This window comes from Streptomyces sp. NPDC045998 (genome assembly GCF_056430285.1).
Window position 1 is genome coordinate 554,613 of sequence record NZ_JBWKLJ010000002.1, and the last position, 21,061, is coordinate 575,673.

The 21,061-nt window shown below is 72.0% G+C and carries 18 protein-coding genes and 1 pseudogene; 14 read left to right on the forward strand and 5 right to left on the reverse strand.

The genetic code is table 11. The features are described 5' to 3' along the window. Positions 1-61 precede the first annotated feature (61 nt). The 9 genes and pseudogenes from AC07FJ_RS07450 (at position 62) to AC07FJ_RS07490 (ending at position 9,505) form a co-directional block, all read left to right on the forward strand. Positions 62-304 (forward strand): DUF5302 domain-containing protein, encoded by a 243-nt coding sequence (locus tag AC07FJ_RS07450; RefSeq protein ID WP_479046311.1) that lies wholly within the window; start codon positions 62-64, stop codon positions 302-304. A 269-nt stretch (positions 305-573) separates the two neighbouring features. Next, a complete protein-coding gene (locus AC07FJ_RS07455) occupies positions 574-1,041 on the forward strand; it encodes a hypothetical protein (protein ID WP_479046313.1) in 468 nt (155 codons plus the stop codon). Positions 1,042-1,091: 50 nt separating this feature from the next. Continuing rightward, positions 1,092-1,194, forward strand: a pseudogene (locus AC07FJ_RS07460) (IS5/IS1182 family transposase); the annotation flags it as partial. A gap of 70 nt (positions 1,195-1,264) precedes the next feature. Then, positions 1,265-4,807 (forward strand): hypothetical protein, encoded by a 3,543-nt coding sequence (locus AC07FJ_RS07465; protein ID WP_479046315.1) that lies wholly within the window; start codon positions 1,265-1,267, stop codon positions 4,805-4,807. Between the two features lie 125 nt (positions 4,808-4,932). Continuing rightward, the gene (locus AC07FJ_RS07470) at positions 4,933-5,322 is read left to right on the forward strand and encodes a hypothetical protein (protein WP_479046318.1); all 390 of its coding nucleotides are present in this window, start codon (positions 4,933-4,935) and stop codon (positions 5,320-5,322) included. Positions 5,323-5,431: 109 nt separating this feature from the next. Next, complete coding sequence (gene panD / locus AC07FJ_RS07475) at positions 5,432-5,860, forward strand: aspartate 1-decarboxylase (protein WP_468283053.1); 429 nt, start codon at positions 5,432-5,434, stop codon at positions 5,858-5,860. Between the two features lie 415 nt (positions 5,861-6,275). Next, a complete protein-coding gene (locus tag AC07FJ_RS07480) occupies positions 6,276-7,004 on the forward strand; it encodes a DUF2625 domain-containing protein (protein WP_479046322.1) in 729 nt (242 codons plus the stop codon). Between the two features lie 81 nt (positions 7,005-7,085). Further along, positions 7,086-8,870 carry a sensor histidine kinase gene (locus AC07FJ_RS07485; RefSeq protein WP_479046324.1) on the forward strand — a complete coding sequence of 595 codons (1,785 nt, stop codon included), beginning with the start codon at positions 7,086-7,088 and terminating at the stop codon, positions 8,868-8,870. Beyond that, on the forward strand, positions 8,861-9,505 hold the full coding sequence (locus AC07FJ_RS07490; RefSeq protein WP_479046326.1) for a response regulator transcription factor: 645 nt from the start codon (positions 8,861-8,863) through the stop codon (positions 9,503-9,505). Before AC07FJ_RS07485 ends, AC07FJ_RS07490 begins: the two co-directional genes overlap by 10 nt. A 175-nt stretch (positions 9,506-9,680) precedes the next feature. On the opposite strand, the gene AC07FJ_RS07495 is transcribed toward AC07FJ_RS07490, so the two are convergent. Next, on the reverse strand, positions 9,681-10,043 hold the full coding sequence (locus tag AC07FJ_RS07495) for a hypothetical protein (protein WP_361426682.1): 363 nt from the start codon (positions 10,041-10,043) through the stop codon (positions 9,681-9,683). Positions 10,044-10,338: 295 nt separating this feature from the next. Between AC07FJ_RS07495 and AC07FJ_RS07500 the strand changes: the two genes are divergently transcribed. Further along, entirely contained in the window at positions 10,339-11,571 is a 1,233-nt protein-coding gene (locus tag AC07FJ_RS07500; protein WP_479046329.1) for a transglycosylase family protein, read from the forward strand. Here the strand turns inward: AC07FJ_RS07500 and AC07FJ_RS07505 are convergent. After that, positions 11,452-12,402, reverse strand: a complete 951-nt coding sequence (locus tag AC07FJ_RS07505; RefSeq protein ID WP_479046331.1) for a DMT family transporter — start codon at positions 12,400-12,402, stop codon at positions 11,452-11,454. The genes AC07FJ_RS07500 and AC07FJ_RS07505 overlap by 120 nt on opposite strands. Before the next feature lie 175 nt (positions 12,403-12,577). On the opposite strand from AC07FJ_RS07505, the gene AC07FJ_RS07510 reads away from it, so the two are divergent. Both AC07FJ_RS07510 and AC07FJ_RS07515 read left to right on the forward strand, forming a co-directional pair. Further along, a complete protein-coding gene (locus tag AC07FJ_RS07510; RefSeq protein ID WP_479046333.1) occupies positions 12,578-14,044 on the forward strand; it encodes an SDR family NAD(P)-dependent oxidoreductase in 1,467 nt (488 codons plus the stop codon). Between the two features lie 249 nt (positions 14,045-14,293). Further along, entirely contained in the window at positions 14,294-14,464 is a 171-nt protein-coding gene (locus AC07FJ_RS07515; protein WP_361426670.1) for a hypothetical protein, read from the forward strand. 68 nt (positions 14,465-14,532) lie between these two features. Here the strand turns inward: AC07FJ_RS07515 and AC07FJ_RS07520 are convergent, their stop codons facing one another. The 3 genes from AC07FJ_RS07520 to AC07FJ_RS07530 are packed head-to-tail and all read right to left on the reverse strand — an operon-like array spanning position 14,533 to position 17,430. Continuing rightward, complete coding sequence (locus AC07FJ_RS07520) at positions 14,533-15,966, reverse strand: lipase maturation factor family protein (protein ID WP_479046336.1); 1,434 nt, start codon at positions 15,964-15,966, stop codon at positions 14,533-14,535. Positions 15,967-15,988: 22 nt separating this feature from the next. Next, positions 15,989-16,531: a DUF1990 family protein gene (locus AC07FJ_RS07525; protein ID WP_479046338.1), complete on the reverse strand. Its 543-nt coding sequence runs from the start codon at positions 16,529-16,531 to the stop codon at positions 15,989-15,991. Continuing rightward, a complete protein-coding gene (locus AC07FJ_RS07530; protein WP_479046340.1) occupies positions 16,528-17,430 on the reverse strand; it encodes a YndJ family protein in 903 nt (300 codons plus the stop codon). The genes AC07FJ_RS07525 and AC07FJ_RS07530 overlap by 4 nt, the downstream gene beginning before the upstream one ends. 200 nt (positions 17,431-17,630) lie before the next feature. Between AC07FJ_RS07530 and AC07FJ_RS07535 the strand changes: the two genes are divergently transcribed. Further along, complete coding sequence (locus AC07FJ_RS07535) at positions 17,631-18,800, forward strand: DUF6777 domain-containing protein (protein ID WP_479046341.1); 1,170 nt, start codon at positions 17,631-17,633, stop codon at positions 18,798-18,800. Between the two features lie 72 nt (positions 18,801-18,872). Then, positions 18,873-20,981: a SpoIIE family protein phosphatase gene (locus AC07FJ_RS07540; RefSeq protein ID WP_479046343.1), complete on the forward strand. Its 2,109-nt coding sequence runs from the start codon at positions 18,873-18,875 to the stop codon at positions 20,979-20,981. Positions 20,982-21,061: the final 80 nt, after the last annotated feature.

Below are 21,061 nucleotides of genomic sequence, written 5' to 3' on the forward strand. Positions count from 1 at the left end.
GCTCGCACTGCGCCCGGCATGACAAGCTGTGCTCGCCCACCCCCGAACCCAGGAGGTCACCATGACCGCAGAGCCCGTTCCTACGGAAGGTTCGGAGCCGGCCGCCCCCGAGACGTCCCCTCTGGCGCCGGACAGCGACGGCACGTACGACCTCAAGCGCAAGTTCCGCGAAGCCCTCGCGCGCAAGCGCGGCGCGCAGGCGGACGCGGCCGACGTCGCCGCCAACCGCGATGCGCCGAAGGTGCGCGCGGCGCACGGCCCCGCCGCGAGCCAGCGGTCGTTCAGGCGCAAGAGCGGCGGCTGACCCGACCGGCCCCGGGCTCCAGCCGCTGCGCCGGCACCCCGAGCCAACCCACTCGCGCTCCCGGCGCAGTGACCCGCCACGCGTACACCTGTGCGCGTGGCGGGCGAGGCGTAGCCGAGGTTCTCGCCGGTGCGGAATGGCCGAGGTGCGGTGGGCGCGGGCGATAGTCCGGACCTCCCCGACCTGACCGCCCAAGACGTCATCTCGTTTGGTGAGTCTGTGCGACGATTCGTCGGCCAGCAGGAAGCCACGAGCGGGGGCGAAGGCCGATGGAATACGTCAATCTCGACGCACAGGTCGGCGACCTGTCTGGGGTCTTGGACCCGGCTCACTACCTGGAGCATCTGCCCTTGATCTCTGGTGATCTGCCGCCGGGTGCCCGGTCCTTCGCCACTGATAGGGATCACTACGACTTCCGCAGCAGGCGATGTGTGAAGGACCTGACGCTTCGGGCCGTCCGGGGTGCCGGCGGTGAGGAGGCCGAGGTCGAGTTCCAGCACAACTGCTGGAAGCACGACCAAGACCTGGTCATCCGCTACACAGGAGTGTCCAGCTTCATCATCGATCCCACCGCCGAGGGCCGCGGGACCAACCTCGGGGCTGTGATGCTCGACGAGATTCTGCCGCACCAAGACGGCTGCACCCACGAGATCGCCTGCTGGGACGGCACACTCACCATTATCTGCCGTGACCTTCGGGCGACCTGGGCTGCGACCGACTGCTCAAGCGAGGTGTAGGCGCGACAGGTCGTAGGCATCGTTGAGCGGCTGGTGCTGGAAGCGCGTCGCGGCCTCAGGGGGGTGGTCGACGTCGGCACGGCGACCGAGAGGTCCTGGCGGCGATCGTGCTCGTGGCCACGTCGGGGCACATGGCTGCAAGTGCCGACAGGGGCGTTTCACCGTGGTGGTCCATTGCCGTTACTCGCCCGTGGCGGTGCGGCGATGCCTAATATGTGTGGTTGTGAACCTTCCAGCACGCGTTCGGCAGGCTCTCAACGAGGCTGTCCATCCGACGGAGTTCGAGCGGTGTGCCTGTGCCCTGTTGCAGTCCCGGTATCCGGGGCTGTCGGCGGTCGAGGGCGGCCACGACTTCGGCCGTGACGCAGATATCTACTTTCCTTCCGGCGGCACAGACTCCCAGGCACGGGGACGTCTTATGGTCACTACCGGTGATCCGGTAGCCAACGTCCGCAATGGTTTGCGGCGAATGCAGCAGGAAGGCTTGCGGGTCGACCTCGTGGTGGTGGCTTGTTCACAGCCCGTCAATGCCCGTACGCGCGAGGCCCTCTACACGCTGTGCTCCGACCGGGGGCTACCTCCTGCGCATATCTATGGCCAGGACTGGTTTGTTCGCGAGCTGGTACAGGACGCAGCCTGGCGCAGAAGTCTCGTGGGGATCGAGGGCCGTCTGGGTGCCCTACTCGAAGCGCCTTTGGACGCGCCGATGGGTAGATGCCTGCCCCCGCTGGTGGGCAGGCATCAGGAGGTTGATGCCCTGTCTGCTGCGGTCGACGCCAGCCGTGACGTGGTGGTCGTCGGAGTCCCGGGGGTGGGGAAAACACGGCTGACCGGTCAGTTGGGTGATAGAGCTGTGTACCTCGAGCCCACGGCGCTGGGCTATTTGCATGACGACCTGCAGCTGACGGCGCCGGACGCAGTGGTCGTGGACGATGCCCATGCTCGCCCTGATGCGGTACGTGCCCTCAGGCATGCGCGTCAACAGACGGGTTTGGCGTTCTCCGTCGTGACGACGACCTGGCCGGACCGGCTTGACGAGGTACGAGGATGGCTGCCTGAAGCGGTAGTCGTCGACGTCGGCCTCCTTGAACGGGCGGAGATGAACGTCCTGGTGACGTCCGCAGGAGTCACCGGGCACCGTTCCCGGACCGCCGTACTCGATCAGGCGGACGGCAGACCGGGCTGGGCGCTGGTGTTGTGCGAGTCGCTGGCCCGCGGCCAAGGCCGGGACGTCTTCAGTGGCAGGGCGCATGTGGCGCACGTCGAGAGGTATCTGCGCGAGGTGACCTCCTCGCACACGGTGCTGGATGCGCTCGCCTGCGTGGCAGCCCTGGGGGGCGCATCGCCGGAGATGCTGTACGCACTCGCACCCTTGGTTGGGGTGGCTCCGGCTGAGCTCTCGGGTATGGTTGAGGGTCTTGCACACAACGGCTTGGTGGAGTGCCGCGACGACATCTGGCACTTGCAGCCGGTCCTGCGAGCGGCCTTGGTGGCACGCTGGTTCTTCACCACACCGGTTCGGCGACCGTGGGCCACGCTGACGGCAGCCTTTCCCGACCATGCGCTGAGCCTGGCGTCGGCGGTGATGTCCGCGGCTGAAGTGTCGTCTTCCCAACGGGCACGGGACCAGGCTGAGGCATGGGTCCGATCGCTGCCAGCCGCCACGTCCTGGGACACCAGCACTTTCGCCGTGGTCGCACAGTACGCACGTCTGGACGCCTCCGCAGCCGAGTTCGCCACCAACGCGGCCTTGGTCGTCCTGGCGGCCCCCCGGGAACCGGACCAGGCATACGGGATGGCCATCGACCCCATCGGTGACGCAGCGGTCCGCCAACTGATCGAGAGCGCGCGCCAGTTCCTACTACCTGAAGCGATCAAGGGCCTGCTGGCCTTGGCCGTGGGTGACAGGCGACGCCGCAACTCAACCCCGGATCATCCGCTCCGGGTGCTCAGCGACTTGGCCGGTGTCATCGATCCCGATTTTGGCACGTCCCTCGCCATCCGTACGCGTCTGCTAGGTGCTGTGCTCGACTGGACCCGCAATCTCTGCAGAACCGAAGAGCAGTGGTGCGTGGCCACCGAAGCCTTGGCCGGTATCTTCAGCGTCGAGGTGTCAGGGAACTGGCAGGACCCCGGCGCGCTGAATACGGTCACCATCGCCAACGGCATCGATGCCGCGGACAATCTATTCGGTCTGCTCCGCTTGTGGGAGCAAGTAGTGCCGCTCTTGACCAGCGATGCGTCCGGCGGCGACAGAGTGCCCTGTCCGCCCCACGCGCTGATCGCGCTACTGGACATGGCGCTGGGGTGGATCCGTCTCGGCCTCGGCGTCGCCCTCAAGGGTCAGACTCCCTCGACCAAGCAGATGCAGTACGGTGCCGAGGGAGGCCGCCGTATTCTGGACACCCTCCATCCACTCCTGCAGCGCAGTGCTGGCACAGCGCTGCGTGCTCACCGAGAACTCACCCACATCCGCAACCGCGCCCGCGCGGCCGGGTATGAGCTGCCCGTCTTCGACATCGATCCCGATCTGCAGTCCTTCTGCGAATGGGGACGCATCGACTTCACAGACGACTACGAGACCGCCGCTGAGCAGGTTTCCTCCCACGCCGCAGCCTTGGCGACAAAGCTGGCGGAACTGGGTCCTGCCGCAGGAGTGGTCCGCTTCGATGTACTGGCTGAACAGGCACGCCTGGTCGGCTACCACACCGGTCATCTGACGGCCGTCCGCTTGGGCGAACTGATGGCTGACCCGGCTGCCTGGTACCGAGAGGCGGCCGCCTCGGGATGCAGGATGCTGCTGAGCGTCGCCTTGACGCGATGGCTCACTACGGACCCCGACGCAGTTCCGTCGGCCGTGTTGCGTGCAGCCTTGGACGACGCTCGCACCCGGCCAGCTGCTATCAGTGCGGTCCTTGTGCGCGGCGTCGTGGACCGGACGGGGGAGCTGGTGATCGAGTCGATGCGGGCCGACGACGCGGCTCATCTGGACAGGCTTTTCCACCGCGAGGCGGATGACGTCATGCATCGGCTGCTTGTCCATGCCGAACCTGCCATCGCCGCGAGCGCAGCGGTCAGCTTCGGCGTGGGCGCACGGCACGGACCCACCCTGCACCCTGACTGGCAGGCTGCGTGGCGCAGCGCCATTCACAGGATGCGCATCGATCACCTGGCGCAGCACAACCAGTGGAGAGCGGGCCAGGTACTCGCCTACATCGCCGAGCATGACGCCGACACCTTCGAAGGATGGTTCTGCCGTCGGCTGCAGGACATGACTGGCCAGGGCTGGTATGCCTCCCCCCTTCCCCATGATGGTGATGGCATCCTGGCCCGCCTACCCCGCCCGCACCGGCTGCGGCTCGCCTCTCGGTGCGTCGGTCTGCCCTGCATCGGCCCCAGTGCCCTGACCCATCTCGTCAACTCGGACATCGAGCTGGCCCGGCAGCTGCTCGACGAGTACGCCGTCACCCCTGACAAGCTGGTCGAGGCCCTATCCGGACAGCACAACACAGCCTTGGAACAGATCGGTCCGCTTCTGCTGGAGCGGGGGGTGCGCGCCGAGAAGATCGCTGCGGCCGCTGGCTGGTACGACACCTGGTGGGGAGATCGCTCACGCGTGCACTCCGAGCTTCTTGAATACTTCACCGCCCTCGCCGACCGTGTCCCAGCGCTGCAGGCGGTGGCAGCAGCGGGCCGCTCACAGCAGCAGGAGCTGCTCCGCGAGGCTGAAGAGCAGGAACGCACAGCGCGCGTCCGCGGCCGGTGACCACAGAGCGTGGGTCGCCGGCCGGCGGCCTGACACAACCGGCAACGCGGCCGTGTACAGACCGATCCGAACGGCCCGGGGCCGCGGGACCGGCACGGAAGCCAACAAGGAGCTGAGCGACACCGATGGATGCAGAAGACCGCGCGGGGCTGATCACCGCAGTCTCCGAGATGGCTGTGCTGCATGCTCTGCAGCTGGCCGGCAAGCGGATCCTGGGCAAGCACGACCGCTCGGTGCGCGGACCGATGAGGTCCGTCGAACCGTGGTCGGTTCACACGCACCTGCGCGTGAACGAGCAAGACATCGCTGCCCTCCTCAAGGACGCCTGGCACATTCCCGTCGCCGTCGGCTTGCCGGACAGTCTCATCGAAGCACTCGACCACCACACCCGCGCCCTGCTGGCAGCCGGCATCGAGTACCGACGCGACGATCTGCTGCTGACGCTTTCCCGGCCTCCTGTTCTGCCTGCTGTGCCTTGGGGGACTCATGGCGCTGATCGCGATGGTGCTTCCTAGCGTGAAGCGATGTCCTCACAACCTTCGAGTCCGACGTGTGCCGGTGTAGAGTGAAGAACGCCCTTGACCTGCAGAAAGCCGGCAGGGAGCCGTCTTTCAGGAGTCCAACATGCTGCGCACCATGTTCAAGTCCAAGATCCACCGCGCCACCGTCACCCAGGCTGACCTGCACTACGTGGGATCGGTCACCGTCGACGCCGACCTGATGGAGGCCGCCGACCTCCTCCCCGGTGAGCTCGTGCACATCGTCGACATCGACAACGGCGCGCGCCTGGAGACGTACGTCATCGAGGGCGAGCGCGGCTCCGGGGTCATCGGGATCAACGGGGCCGCCGCGCACCTCGTGCACCCCGGGGACCTGGTCATTCTGATCAGCTACGCCCAGGTCGACGACGCAGAGGCCCGCTCGCTCGTGCCGCGGGTGGTGCACGTCGACGCCGCGAACCGGATCGTGGAGCTCGGCTCCGACGCCTCCGCGCCCGTGCCCGGGAGCGACACCGCGCGCAGCCCGCACGCCGTTCCCGCCGCGCGGGGCTGAGCGGCCGGACCCGGTGGGGGCGCGCGGCGGCGGTCGCCACCCCGATGAGTGATCCGGGCGCGCCGGGGAAGGCGCAGCGCGAGAGGCTGGACGGGCCCGCCCGATCGGGCCCGCTCGATCACCGAGGGGATGGACGCCATGACCAATCCGCCGACCCCCGACCCCGTACCCCCAACGCCGCCGAGCCCGGTGCCGCCCGACCCGGTGCCGCCGACGCCCGTGCCCCAGCCCGGGCCGACGGGGCCCGAGCCGGGCCCCGCGCCCGGTCCCGTACCGGCTCCGCCGCATCCGGGGCCGCCGCCGCCCGGGCCTGCGCCGGATCCGGTGCCGAAGCCGCCCGGACCCGATCCCGTGCCGGGGCCGGAACCGGAGCCCGGCCCGATGAGCTGACCGGCGGCCGTGCGAGGATGCGGCGGTGCGTGAGCTGCCCGAGTTGATCGACGTCGACGACCCCGCCTGGCCCGAGATCCGGCAGGAGCTGGACTCCAGCCGGGTGCCGGTCGAAGTTGTGCCCGCCGATGGCCGGGCGGGACGCGCCGCGCTCCTGCAGCTGCAGATCACGGCCAGGTCCTACCTGGGTGCCTTCGTCCTGCACTGCGGCGGCCTGGTGCTCGACCACGGCTGGCTGCGCGTCTACGGAAGCCCCGCGCCCGGCAACCCCCGGGGCCTGCCGGCCCTGGCCCGGGTCAACGGCTTCCCCGCGGAGTTCGACGCCGCCTGGCAGGCCGAGGCGGGGCTGGTCATCGCGCACGACGTCCTCGGCGGCGTCTTCGCCGTCAACGGCGCCGCGCCCGAGGAGGCCGGACGGCCCGGGGCACCCGGCGAGGTGGTGTACTTCGCGCCCGACTCCCTCCGCTGGGAGGCACTCGGCGCCGGACACGGGGCATGGCTGTCGTGGATCCTCTCCGGTGCGCTCGAGGAGTTCTACGGGACACTGCGCCGGCCGGACTGGCGCGACGAGGTGCGCGCGCTGACCGCCGGGCAGGGGCTGTCCTTCTTCCCGCCCCTGTGGACGGCCGAGGCCCGGCGCGACCTGTCGGCCGCCAGCAGGCGCGCGGTGCCGATGGCCGAGCTCCTCGGGATGAGCCGCGCCTCCTGCCGGCAGCTCGACGGGGCCGACCCCGGCTTCCTCGGTGCCGTGTAGCCGCCCGCGCGGCGACCACCGCCGACGATGACACAATGGCGGCCGGCGCGAGCACGGTCGGAATACGCGGGGGACGCTGGGGTGGAACACAGGCCTGGAGCGAGCCGCGAGGCCGGGCGGCTGGTGGCATGGGCGGTCGCCGCGGTGGCCGCCGGTACCGTCGGCACCGTCGGGTACGCGCGTACGGGCGCCGAGCCGTCGGCGGTGGTCGTCGACGTGCTGACGGGCCTTACCTACGCGACCGCGGGCCTCATCGCCCTCTGGCGGCGGCCCGCCAACGGCATCGGGCGGCTGATGCTCGCCGAGGGGCTCACCTGGTTCATCGGGAACCTGCAGGGCTTCGACCAGCCGCTGCTGATCGGCATGGGGGCCTGGTGGGAGGCGCTGAACCTCGCCGTACTGGCCCACCTGCTGCTGGCCTTCCCCGAGGGGCGGGTGGCGCCGCGCCGGGCCCGGATCACGGTGGGCGCCGCGTACACGCTGGTGGCGGTGGGCGGACTCGTGCGGGCCCTGAGCTACGACCCGGCGGCCGACCCGGGCAGCTCGTACCTCCTCTGCGACGACTGCCGCGGCAACGCGCTGCTCCTCGTGCGCGACCCCGCCGTGTTCGCCGGCGTCGACCTCGCCTACCGGTGGGTGGGGGCCGCGCTCACGCTGTGGGTGGCGGTGCTGATGGTGAGCCGGTGGCTGGCGGGCAGCCCCGCGTACCGCCGCGTCCTGGTGCCGGTCGCCGTGCCGCTGGCGCTCACGGTCGCCTTCGTCGGCTGGGAGGTGGTGTACGTCCTCCACCCCGGGCTGCTGCGCGGCGGGGAACTGCTGCCCCTGGTGCTGTCGGACCTGGCACAGGTCGCGCTCCCCGTGGCCTTCCTGGTGGGACTGTTCCGGATACGCCTGCGACGTGCCGACGTCGGGAACCTGGTCATCGCCGCCGGGCCCGACCCGACGCCGTCCCAGCTGCAGACGGCGCTGCGTGAGGTACTGGGCGACCCGACGCTGCGGCTCGGGATCCCGCACGCCACCGTGTCCGGCCTGTACACCGACCCCGAAGGGCGCGCGATCGGCGGGCCGGGGTCGCGGGGCCGCCCGGGCGCCGGTGCCGCCGTGACACCGCTCGGACCCGGCTGTACGCCGCCGGCCGTGCTGGTGCACGACCGGGCGCTGGCGCAGGAACCGGAGCTGCTCGAAGCGGTCTCCGCGTCCGTGGGACTGTGCCTGCGCACCATGCAGCTCGCCGAACGGGCCGCACGGAACGCCGAGCGGGCGCGGGAGCTGCAGTTGCGCCTGCTGTCCGCGGAGGAGCAGGAGCGGCGGCGCCTGGAGCGGAACCTGCACGACGGAGCGCAGGGCCGGCTGGTGTTCGCGCTCATGGGGCTCCGCCGGATCGGCACCCAGTGGGGCCGCGACCCGCAGTTGCGCGCCGCGGTCGACGAGACCGAGCAGACGCTGCGCACGGCACTGACGGAGCTGCGGGAGCTGGCCCGGGGGTTGCACCCGGCCGTACTCGCGCGCGAAGGGCTGCGTGCGGCACTGACCGGGCTGGCCGACGAGTCGCCGGTACCGGTGGTGGTGATGGCCGATCCGGTCCGGCTGCCGGAGCTGGTGGAGGCCACGGCGTACTACGTGGTCAGCGAGGCCCTGTCCAATGCGGGCAAGCACTCGGGGGCGCGGGCGGTGACGGTCACCGTGCGCAGGGAAGGGTTGTGGGTGGTGGTCGAGGTGGTGGACGACGGCGTCGGCGGGGCCGATCCGGAGGGCCGCGGCCTGCGCGGGCTGGCGGACCGGGTGGCCGCCGTCGGCGGCAGCCTGCGGGTGAGCTCCCCGGCCGGGGACGGCACGCGGATCGAGGCGGAGCTGCCGTGCGCGTGATTCTCGCCGAGGACTCCGCTCTGCTGCGGCAGGGCCTGGCCCGCCTGATGGAGGACTGCGGCATCACCGTGGTCGCGCAGCTCGGTGACGCCGAGGGGCTCGTGGAGCTCGTGGACGGGACCGGGCCCGACGTGGTGGTCCTCGACATCCGGATGCCGCCGACCCACACCGACGAGGGCCTGCGGGCCGCGCGGGCCATCCGCCTGCGCCGGCCCGGCACAGGGGTGTTGCTGCTGTCCCAGTACGTCGAGACGGGCAGCGTGCTGGAGGAGCTCACCCGCGACGGACAGGGCCTGGGCTATCTGCTGAAGGAACGCGTCACGGACGCGCAGGAGCTCTTCGACGCACTGAAGAGGGTCGCCTGCGGCGAGTGCGTCCTCGATCCGGAGGTCGTGGCACGGCTGATGCGCCGCCCCGGGCCGGCCTGTCTGCTGGACACGCTGACTCCCCGCGAGCGCGAGGTCCTGGCCCTGATGGCCGAGGGGCGCTCCAACGAGGGCATCAGCGCCTGCCTGCACATCGCCGCCAAGACGCTGGAGACCCACGTCCGCAGCATCTTCACCAAGCTCCACCTCGAACCCGACCCGGGCGAGCACCGGCGGGTCCGGGCCGTCCTGGCGTACCTCCAGGCCTGACGAAGCGGCGTGCGGCGGCGCGGGCCGCTGCCCCACGGACGTCGCGGACGCGGCCGGCCGGTGTGACGGGCGTGGGCCCCCGTACCCGCGCCACGCCGTCCGGCCGCGTCCCCCGCCGCCGTACGTGGCCCCCTCACGTACGGTCCCCGGCGCACACGGGAGCGTCAGAGGCGCATCACAGCGCGCGGCAGTTGATCCAGTCGTCGGCCGCCTCGCCGGGGACGAAGCAGGTGACGGTCTTGGACACCTTCTTGCCCTTGTAAATGCCGGTGCCCTTGACCTTCACGTTGCCCTTCCACCACCAGCCATGGACCCAGGTCCAGGCATCCGGGGTGGCGATCCAGCGCGTGGTGACCTTGTCGCCGTGCTGGTTGTACCCCTCGAGCTGGATCTGGTCGGCATAGGTGGTGTGCACCTTGAGCTTGTTGCCGTTGCTGCCGGCGCTGGCGGTCGTGGCGCCCGACAGCGTCACCGCGGCCAGGCCGATGGACGCGATCCCCACGGTGGCGCTGCGCACGAGCTTCCTGGTCCTGTTCATGTGGAGCTTCCCCCAGTTCGTGGTCATCAGCGCGGTCATCGGCGGGCACGCGGCCGCAACACCCTTCCCCCGTCCAGGAGTCGCGACTTCGCGGTGCCCGCCGACCCGCGACACCGAATCTAGGGCTCCGCGCCCCGGGGCACATCAGGGCTAGCCCTGAGCCGGACGGAACCGTTCGGCACGAACGGGTTTTTGAGCGCCCCGCCGTGCCCCGCATGCCCCCTTGTCACCGCCCGTCGCTGCCCATAGCTTGGGCGCCTGCCGCTGTGTGCAAGGCAAGGGGGGAATGGGGACCATGGCCGTACGCGGACGACACCGCCGGTACCAGCCGAGCCGGATCAACCAGGCGTCGCTCACCGTCGCCGCGGGCGGTGCCGGAATGGCGCTCCCGCTCCTCGGGGCGGGCGCGGCGCACGCGGCGTCCGTGGACGTGTGGGAGAAGGTCGCGGCCTGCGAGTCCACCAACAACTGGAAGATCAACACCGGCAACGGCTATTACGGCGGACTGCAGTTCACCCAGTCGACCTGGGAGGCGTACGGCGGCACGCGCTACGCCCCGCGCGCCGACCTCGCCACCAAGGACCAGCAGATCGCCGTCGCCGAGAAGGTGCTCAAGGGGCAGGGCCCGCGCGCCTGGCCCACCTGCTCGGTGAAGGCGGGCCTCACCCGGGGCGGCGAAGCGCCGGACATCAAGCCGCAGGCGAAGGCCGCGGCACCCGCCACGAGCCGCGCCACGCCGCCCGCCAGACCACGCTCCGCCCCCGCGACGCCGACCACCGTGCCCGGGCAGCGCGAGAGTTACACGGTGGCGCGCGGCGACTCGCTCTCCGGCATCGCCGAGGAGCGGAAGGTCAAGGGCGGGTGGCGGGGCCTGTACGCCGCCAACCGCGCGGTCATCGGCGGCGATCCGGACCTCATCATGCCGGGCCAGAAACTGACGCTGCGTACGGCGCCGGCGAAGCCGCCGGCCACCCCGTCCGCGAAGCCGCCGGCCCCGTCGAAACCGGCGGCGAAGAAGCCCGCCGCGAGGCCCGCGCCGCAGCCCGCACCCAAGCCCCCGGCCGCGAAGAAGCCGGCCGCCAAGCCCGCCGCCAAACCGGCCTCCGCCACGAAGCCCCGGAGCGTGGGCTTCAGCGCCCCCGTCGAGGCCAACCCCGGTACCGCGTACCGCAAGGCTGGCTCCTCCTGGTCCAGCGGCTACCACACGGGCGTGGACTTCCCGGTCCCCACCGGCACCGCCGTCATGGCGGTTGCGCCCGGGCGCGTGGTGTCCGCCGGCTGGGGCGGCGCGTACGGCTACGAGGTCGTCATCCGGCACGACGACGGCAGGTACAGCCAGTACGCCCACCTGTCCGCGCTCACCGTCCGCGAAGGGCAGCGCGTCAACAGCGGCCAGCGGATCGCCCGTTCAGGATCGACCGGCAACAGCACCGGACCGCACCTCCACTTCGAGGTGCGGACGGGGCCGGGGTACGGCTCCGACATCGACCCCCTCGCGTACCTCAGGTCGGGTGGCGTACGGCTCTGACCCCCCGCCGGGAACCGTGCTCAGCAGGACGAGGCCGCCCGCCGCCACCACCCCGCACCCCAGCGCCAGCACCGTTCCCGGCACGCCGTACCGGAACTCCTCGCCGAACAGCGTGAGCCCCACGGCGGCGGCCACCACCGGATTGACCACGGTGACCGTCGCCAGGGGTGCCGTCAGCCCCGCGCCCCGGTACGACGCCTGCGACAGCGCCAGCCCGGCCGCGGCGAACACCGCGACGGTCAGCAGGCTCGGCCACTGGCCCAGCGGGTAGCGCGCGACGGAGCCGACCGAGACGAAGCCGGCCGCGACGGCCTTCGTGAACACCGACGCGGTCCCGAACGCCACGCCCGCCCCGGCGGCCAGCAGCACTCCGCGCGCCCCCGGCCGCCGGGCCAGGCCCCGCGCCGCCGCGTACAGCACGGCCACCGTCCCCGCGCCGAGCCCCGCCAGCAGCAGCCGGGCCCCGCCGTCCACCGACGGCGGCCCCGCCCGCCCCGTCAGCGCGAGCAGCCCGGCCAGCCCCGCCGTCGCCATGACCACGCCGCGCCAAGCGGCCGCCCCCGCCCGCCGCCGGGTGAAGAGCGCGGCCAGGGGGAGCGCGAACACGATCGTCAGCGCGCCCAGCGGTTGCACCAGGCTCAGCGGCCCGTACGCCAGCGCCACGACGTGCAGCAGCGCGCCGAGCCCGTTCAGCAGCACCGCCGCCCACCAGGCGGCGCAGCGCGCCGGCGCACCCGGGCGCGCCGCGACGCGCTCCTGCGTGATCGCCCCGGCCGCGTAGGCGACCGCGGAGACCAGCGACAACAGCACCGACAGGGCGAGGAGGCTCATGCCCCCCACGATGGCGCCCGAGATCGTTCCCGTCGTCGTCCCTGAGCACTCCATCGGTCGTACTCCCGATGGAGTACGGGAGTACGAGAGGGCCGTTTGGCGGCGAGGCCCCGCGCTGACGTAAAGTTCGGCTTTTGAAACGTGCCAGACGAGTGATCGAGGAACCGAAGAGGCCATGACGGTGACTGAAGAGAACCAGGCGTACGGGCCGGGCATCGACCCCGAGCGTCTGGCCGTCTGCCTGAGCGTCCTCGAGGAGCTCGACAAGCTGGAGGTCGACCACCCGGACGCGATCGCCGTCCGCCGTGCCACGGCCGGTATCTACCGCACCGTGAAGCAGCGCCGCCGCCAGGAGCGCCGGGCCGCCAAGACCGCCCACGACAAGGCGGTCACCGAGGCCACCGCCACCGGCTCCGCCGAGCGCATCGACGACGAGACGCAGGGCCTGCTGCCCTCCTCCTCGGTGAGCGGCGAGATCGCGGGCATCCTCCAGCGCCCCCGCTCCTGCTACATCTGCAAGACCCGGTACGTCGAGGTCGACGCGTTCTACCACCAGCTGTGCCCGAAGTGCGCCGCCGAGAACCGGGCCCGCCGCGACGCCCGCACCGACCTGACCGGCCGCCGCGCGCTGCTCACCGGCGGCCGCGCCAAGATCGGCATGTACATCGCGCTGCGGCTGCTGCGTGACGGTGCCCACACCACCATCACCACCCGCTTCCCCAAGGACGCCATCCGCCGCTTCAAGGCGATGCCGGACAGCGACGAGTGGATCGGCCGGCTGAAGATCGTCGGCATCGACCTGCGCGACCCGGCCCAGGTCGTCGCGCTCGCCGACTCGGTCGCCGCCGAGGGCCCGCTGGACATCCTGATCAACAACGCCGCGCAGACCGTGCGCCGCTCGCCGGGCGCCTACCGCGAGCTCGTCGCCGCCGAGTCCGCGCCGCTGCCGGCCGGCGAGCTGCCGCCCGCCGAGATCATCGGCACCTTCGGCAGCGGCGCCGTGGAGACGATGGCGGCCCTGCCGTCGTCGCGCAACGGCAGCGGGCTGTCCGCCCAGGAGGTGGCAGAGCTCGCGCTGGTCAGCGGCTCCGCGTCGCTGGAGCGGATCGCCGCGGGCACCGCGATCGACGCGGGCGGCCTGGTGCCCGACCTGGCGGACACCAACAGCTGGATCCAGACGGTTTCCGAGGTCGACCCGGTCGAGCTCCTCGAAGTGCAGCTGTGCAACTCCACCGCGCCCTTCATCCTGATCAGCCGGCTGCGCTCGGCGATGGCGGCCTCCCCGGCCCGGCGTACGTACGTGGTGAACGTCTCCGCGATGGAGGGCGTCTTCAGCCGCGGCTACAAGGGCGCCGGACACCCGCACACCAACATGGCCAAGGCCGCCCTGAACATGCTCACGCGCACCAGCGCCCAGGAGATGTTCGAGTCCGACCGCATCCTGATGACCGCCGTCGACACCGGCTGGATCACCGACGAGCGGCCGCACCCGGACAAGGTCCGGCTCGCCGAGGCGGGCTTCCACGCTCCGCTCGACCTGATCGACGGCGCGGCCCGGGTCTACGACCCGATCGTGCGCGGCGAGGCGGGCGAGGACCTGTACGGCTGCTTCCTCAAGGACTACGCGCCCGCCAACTGGTGAGCCCCGTCCGGTGACCGGATGCTTGCGGAGTGTCCGGAACCTGCCTATGTGACGCGTTCCATCGAGCGCAGGCGTGCTCATTTGGTTAACCTGGAGCGACGGTCGGCCGACAGGGATCCACGAAACCCCCTTCAGGCCGACCCGGGGACAAGGCCTGCCACCAAGGCTGCGGTCCCGCCCCAGTACCGGCGCCACCGCGACCGATCGGCAGCTATGTCCTCATAGGTTCGCGACACGAAGGAGTGCGCGGTGACACCAGAACTGACGAAGCAGGAAGAGCGTTCGGCGAGAGACGGCGACGGGTCCGGTCCATCGGACACGCTCGGCAGCCTCGAAGTGTGGGCCCGTTCGGCCCCCATCCGCCTGGCCGGATACGAGGACGACCTCGCCGAGCCGCACATCCTGCCCGGCATCGACTGAGCCGGATTCCGCTTCACACGCTTCGCCCGCGTGCCCTCCGTCTTCCGCCGGAGGGCACGCGCGTGTCGTCACCGCTCCCGTGCGTCCGCACCGGCGAGCCGCGTCGGCGGCATGAACTCGCGGACGTACGTCCGGTGCCACCAGGCGCCCGTGGCGCGCAGCTCGCCCCAGGTCGTGAACCGGTACCGGTAGAGCCGCGCGCGGACGACCACCGGCGGCCCGTCCGGGAAGGGGTTGCGCCGCAGCAGCCGGAGCGTGTCCCGGTCCCCGTCGAGCAGCCGCTCCACCAGCCCGCCGAACCAGGAGTGGGCGTACGCGGGGGACAGCGCCGCGAACCACATCATCCAGTCCAGCCGCAGGTGGTACGGGGCGAACTGGCGCGGCAGCCGGCGGACGTCGCCGGGCTTGCCCTTGAACTCGTACTCCCGCCACACCGTCCCCGCGTGGAGGACCGGCTCGTCCGTCCCCTCGATGACGATCTCGTGGCGTACGCGGCCGACCGTGCCGAACGCGCCGTAGGTGTTGACCAGGTGCAGCGGGTCGAAGGACATGTTCATCGCCTGGTGGCGGGAGAGCAGGTTGCGCACCGGGCGCCGGCTGAGGAAGAGCACCAGGGCGGTGACGGCGAGGACGAGGATCCCGTACCAGAGCGGGGGAGCGGGCAGCGCGGGCGGGTCGGTGACGAGCGAGCCGTCCACGGCGGAGGCGGCGAGCACGATCGTGATCCAGTTCAGCCAGGAGAAGTTGCCGGAGAGCACGAGCCACAGCTGAGTGGCGATGACCATGCCCGCCGCCACGCTCGCCACCGGCTGCGGCGTGAAGAGCAACACCGGGACGACCAGTTGCGTGACGTGGTTGGCCGCGACCTCCACCCGGTGCAGGGGCCTCGGGAGATGGTGGAAGAACCAGCTCAGCGGCCCGGGCATCGGCTGCGTCTCGTGGTGGTAGTACAGGCAGGTCAGGTCCCGCCAGCAGGGGTCGCCGCGCAGCTTGATCAGCCCGGCCCCGAACTCCACCCGGAACAGCAGCCAGCGCAGCAGGAACAGGATCAGCACGGGCGGCGCGGTGCGTTCGTTGCCGAGGAAGATCGCCAGGAAGCCGGTCTCCAGGAGGAGCGATTCCCAGCCGAAGCCGTACCAGGTCTGTCCGACGTTGACGATGGACAGGTACAGCGCCCACAGCACCGCCCACATCAGCATCGCCACCGCGAGCGGCACCGCGTCGCCCGCCCCCGCGATCAGCGCGGCGGCGAGCGCCGCGCCGCTCCAGGCGCAGAGGGCGAAGAACCGGTCCGAGTAGTGCCAGTGGAAGACGCTCGGCGCGCGGCGCGGCGGCACCCGCCGCAGGTAGGCGGGGACGGGCAGCATGCCCCGCTCGCCGATCAGCGCGCGGAACTGGAGCGCGGCGCAGAGGAAGGCGACCAGGTAGATCCCGGCGAGCGCCCGCTGGAAGACCAGTCTGCTCAGCCAGTAGTCGGACGAGGTGAACCAGAACCACTCCATCGGTTCCAGTATCGGCGGCGGATCATCCCGCCGCGATCTTTCGCAGCGTCCGGCCGAGGCGCCGCGCGTACCAGCGCTGCACCACGGGGACCAGCGGTCCGCCCGCGCGGGTGTACCAGCGGGCGGGCCGGCTGAAGGCCGTGACCGTGAACCACACCGACCCGTCCGCGCGCAGGTCCACGACGAACGACTCCTCGCCGCGCTCCGGGTGGCCCTGCCGGGTGCCGTACGCGAAGCCCGCGCGGTCGTCCTCGTACACCGTCCACACCACCTCGCAGGGCGCGGTGAGGCGCAGCGGGCCCAGGCCCATGGAGACCTCGACGCCGGCGCCGGGCTCCGCGCGCGGCGACTCGGCGCGGATCCGGGCGCCCGCGGCGCGGTGCACGCGCCAGGTGGTGACGGCCGTGCCCGCCGTGCGGAAGACGTCCCGGCCGCGGCCGAGCGGGACCTCCACGCGCAGGTGGTGGTAGCCGGAGGGGAGCGGGCGCGTGCGGGTGGCGCCGGCCTCGGGGTAGCTGAGCGGGGGCGTGCCGGCGGTGGCGAGGCTGCGGATGAGGCGGGTCATGCCACGGGCTCCTTGAGGCGTGTGGCGCGGGCGGGGGGTGCGGCGCGGGCGGGGGGTGCGGCGCCGGCGGGAGGTGTGGTGCGGGCGAGGCGTCGCCAGGCGAGCACCGAGCAGAGGGCGAAGCCGAGGGCGTTGCCGAGGCCGTGGGTGGCGGCCATCCAGGTCAGGCTCGGGTGGGGGAGTCCGGTGGCCTCCCCGAGTGCCCAGCTGAGCGCCAGCAGCATGGTCGCCACGAGGACGGCGGCGGAGACGGCGAGCATCCCTCTCGTGAGCCGGTCGGGCCCGTCGCCCCGGACATCCTGCCAAGTGAGCAGGGCGACGGCCCACATGCCGGCGGTGAGCACGAGTGCCCCGGCCAGTTCGGCCCAGTCGTCCAGGAAGTAGCCGAGCAGCACCAGCAGGGTGCCGAGCGGCACGCTCAGCGCGGCGAAGCGCCCGGCGGGCCGGTCCGTGGCCCGGCAGACGAGACCGGCCACCAGGGCGGCGGCGAAACCGGCGAAGTGGAAGTGCGGCACGGTCAGCGCGAGGATCTCCAGGTCGAAGCCGAACAGCGGGTGCCCGAGGCGCTCCGCGACCAGCGCCACCGCGGCGACCGACGGGCTCACGAGCGCGGTCGCCACGGCGATCCGGACCGGCGGCGCCGACGCGGACGTACGGACCAGGCGGCCCGGCGCGTGCAGCGCCAGGAGCGCGGTGCCGACCGCGTAGCAGCAGGCGAGCGCGGTGGCGGCGATGCCGCGCGGCAACCACAGCGACGCCGCTCCCGGCAGCGCGAACAGTGGCCAGACCGCCCGGACGGCCGCCGTCCCCCCGCCGTCCTCCGGATCGATCAGGCGCAGACCCGCCGGGACGATCACCAGCATGCCGAGGGCCACGATCAGCCCGACGAGCACGGACAACGCACCCACCCCCTTCCTCGCGGTTGAACATGTTCAATTCTCGGGCTGAGCCTAGAGGCTTCATTGAACGCGTTCAAGTCCCATGGAGGGTGGGTGCTTCCGGTTGCGGGGTGAGGGCGGATCCGGCAGACATAGAGGGCAACCAGGGGCAACCCGGGCAAGCAAGGCTGAAGCGAGTGTTGAAAGGCGGGAGGGCCTCCGTGCGTACCACCCCACGTCGTCGCCGGTACGGCGCGCTCGCCACGTTCGCCGCATCCACCGTCACCGCTGGAGTGCTGGCCACCGGCTGCGGTGGCGACGACGACGGCGGCAAACCCCGTGGCGGCGGAGCGGTGGAGGGCCTTCCCGGGCGGGGCGAGGTGCTGCTCCAGCCCGTCTCCGCCCAAGGCCCCGCCCCGTTCACCCCCTCCACGGTCAGGCCCTCACCCGACGCGCCCGGCTCCCCGCCATCGGCCGAGCCCGGCACCGCACCGGCGGCCGGCATCGTCTCCGGCGCCACCCCCGGTCTGTACGGCGGCGCGCGCTCGGTCGCCAGTTGCGACGTGGCCCGCCAGACCCGCCTCCTCACCTCCGACGACGCCAAGGCGGCCGCCTTCGCCCGGGCCGCCGGCGTCGCCCACACCCGGCTCGCCGCCTGGCTGGATGGCCTCACGCCCGTGGTGCTGCGGTCCGACACCCGGGTCACCGGACACGGTTACCGCGACGGCTCGGCCGCCGACTTCCAGGCCGTCCTCCAGGCCGGAACCGCCGTCCTGGTGGACGAGTACGGTGCGCCGCGCGTGCGCTGCGCCTCCGGCAGCCCGCTGCGCTCGCCGGTCCCCGAGGAGGGCGCGGTCGAGCACAAGGGGCAGCCCTGGCCCGGCTTCGACCCCGGACGGGTCGTGACGGTCAACGCCACCCATCACGTCGTGGACAGGCTGTTCATCGTCAGCGTCGTCAGCAACACGCTGATCGAGCGCAAGGCCGGCACCGAGGGAGAGCAGGACCGCGTCGTGACCGACGAAAGCGTCCTCGCGGCCGCGCGCTCCCCCGAATCGGCCACCTCTCCGCCCGCCGCGCCACAGCCCGCCGCGCCGCAGCCCCCGGCCCCCGAGCCCGCCGCCCCGCAGCCCGCGGCGCCCGAACCCCTCGACCCGGGCCCGGAGCCGGAGGCCGAGGCCGAGGTCGAGGCCGAAGCCGAAGCCGAGACCGAGTTCCAGGCCGGCGACGGCGCCCCCCAGGACGCCGGCGAAGACGCAGGCGTACAGGACCAGGAGGCGGACCAGGACCAGGAGGCGGACCAGGACCAGGAGGCGGACCAGGACCAGGGGCAGGGCCACCTCATGGGGCCGGACAACGCGGCCGTCGAGCCGGAGCTCCACGAGGGCTGACGGCCTTCGTGAACGCTCCCCACGCTCTCGCGCGCGGTCGAAAAAGCCGACGAATGATGGCAGAGTGGCCCCATGGTTGATCCGGCAGCGGATGCCCTGTCGCTTCCCGAGGACTGGCCCGCCCGCCCGGATCTGAGTCTGTCCCTCAACCGCATGGGCAGCTTCGACTGGGACCTGGACACCGGGCTGATGCACCTTGACCAGGCCGCCCTCGGCGTGTTCCAGGTGGACGCCGACGAGTACGACGGGCGGCCCGAGAGCCTCGCCCCGCGCGTCCCGCCGAGCGAGGCGATCCGCCTCGACGGCATGGTGACCCAGGCGCTGAAGAGCGGCGGCAGCCACTACGGCGCGTACTTCCGCATCCGCGACCGCGAGGGCAACCTCCGCTGGACCCACACCCAGGGCTTCATCCGGCGCGACGAGACCGGCCGCCCGCGCCGCATCATCGGCATCGTCCGGGACGCCACGCAGGAACTGACCGAGTCCACCGCGCGCATCGAGGTGGACGCCGAGCGGCGCCGCCAGACCAGCGTCGTGGAGTCCACCACCGCGGCCCTCGCGCACGCCCGCACCGTCCAGGACGTCATCGACGTCCTGCGCGACTCGCACGGCCTCGAACACCTCGGCGCGACCAGCGTCGTCATGGGCCTGCTGGAGTCGGGACGCATCCACCTGGTCGCCGACGGCCCGGACGGCTCCTTCGTGCCGGGGACCCGCTACACCCGGGTGGACGAGCAGTACCCGATGAGCGAGGTGATCCGCACCCTCGCGCCGCGGTTCATCGAGTCGCCCGAGGACTTCGCCGACTCGTACCCCATCCTCTGGCCGCACATCAGCGGCCTCGGCATCACCTCCGCCGCCTATCTGCCGCTCATCGCCCAGGCCCGGCCCATCGGCGCGCTCGGGCTGCTCTACAGCGACAAGTACGGCTTCTCCTCCGAGGACCGCAACGTCCTGGTCGCGCTCGGCAGCAGCATCGCCCAGAGCCTCCAGCGCGCCATGCTCTTCGAGCAGGAGCACGACCTCGCCGAGGGCCTCCAGCAGGCGATGCTGCCGCGCCGGATCCCCCAGGTGGCCGGGGCGCACATCGCCGTCCGCTACCGCTCCGCCCGGCTCGGCCGGGACATCGGCGGCGACTGGTACGACGTCATCCCCCTGCCCGGCGGCCGCGTGGGCGCCGTCATCGGCGACGTACAGGGGCACGACACGCACGCGGCCGCCGTGATGGGGCAGCTGCGCATCGTGCTGCGCGCGTACGCGGCCGAGGGGCACACCCCCGCCACCGTGATGGCGCGGGCCTCGGTCTTCCTGCACGAGCTGGACACCGACCGCTTCGCCACCTGCACCTACCTGGAGGCGGACCTGGCGACGGGCGTGGTGCAGATCGTGCGGGCGGGCCACGTCGACCCGCTGCTGAGGGACACCGACGGCAGCTGCCGCCGGGTGCCCGTCCAGGGGGGCATGCCGCTGGGCCTCTCGGCGGAGTTCGGGTGGTTGGACTATCCCGTCTCCATCCTGGAGCTGGACCCGGGCCAGGCCCTGCTGCTGTACACGGACGGGCTCGTCGAGCAGCCCGGTTCCGATCTCGACGAGGGCATGCAGTGGCTGACCGCGGTCGTACGGCACGGGCCGGACGACCTCCAGCTGCTCGCCGACCACCTGTGCGACGTGGTCGACGAGCGCGGCGGCGACGACGACGTGGCGGTCCTGCTGCTGCGCCGCAGGGGCGGCTACACCCCGCAGGCCGGCGGACGGCTCCAGCAGCACGTCGCGCAGAGCGATCCCGAGGCGCTGCGCTCGGCCCGCCACATGATCCGGGCGGCGGTACGCGCCTGGGGCGCGGCGGAACGGGCCGACGAGATCGAGCTCGTCGCCGACGAGCTGATCACCAACGCGCTGCTCCACACCGACGGCGGCGCGATCGTCACCCTGCGGATGCCGGCCGGCCACGAGCGGCGGCTGCGGGTCGAGGTGGAGGACCGCTCCAGCGCGCTGCCGCGCCGCCGTGAGGCGGGGGATTCCGGGGTGTCCGGCCGGGGCCTGCTGCTGGTGGACCGGCTCGCCGACGTCTGGGGGGTGGAGTCCCGCGGCGGCGGCAAGTGCGTGTGGTGCGAGTTCGGGGTGGCGGAACGGCCGGAGGTGCACAGGTCTTCGGTCATAGCGGAAACCCGCCCGACATGATTTGTTAACTGTCTGTAGAGCGATCGTGCTTGACCGTAACCGACCGAAGGCGATTGACTGCCGTTCCGTGGCCCCGCCCT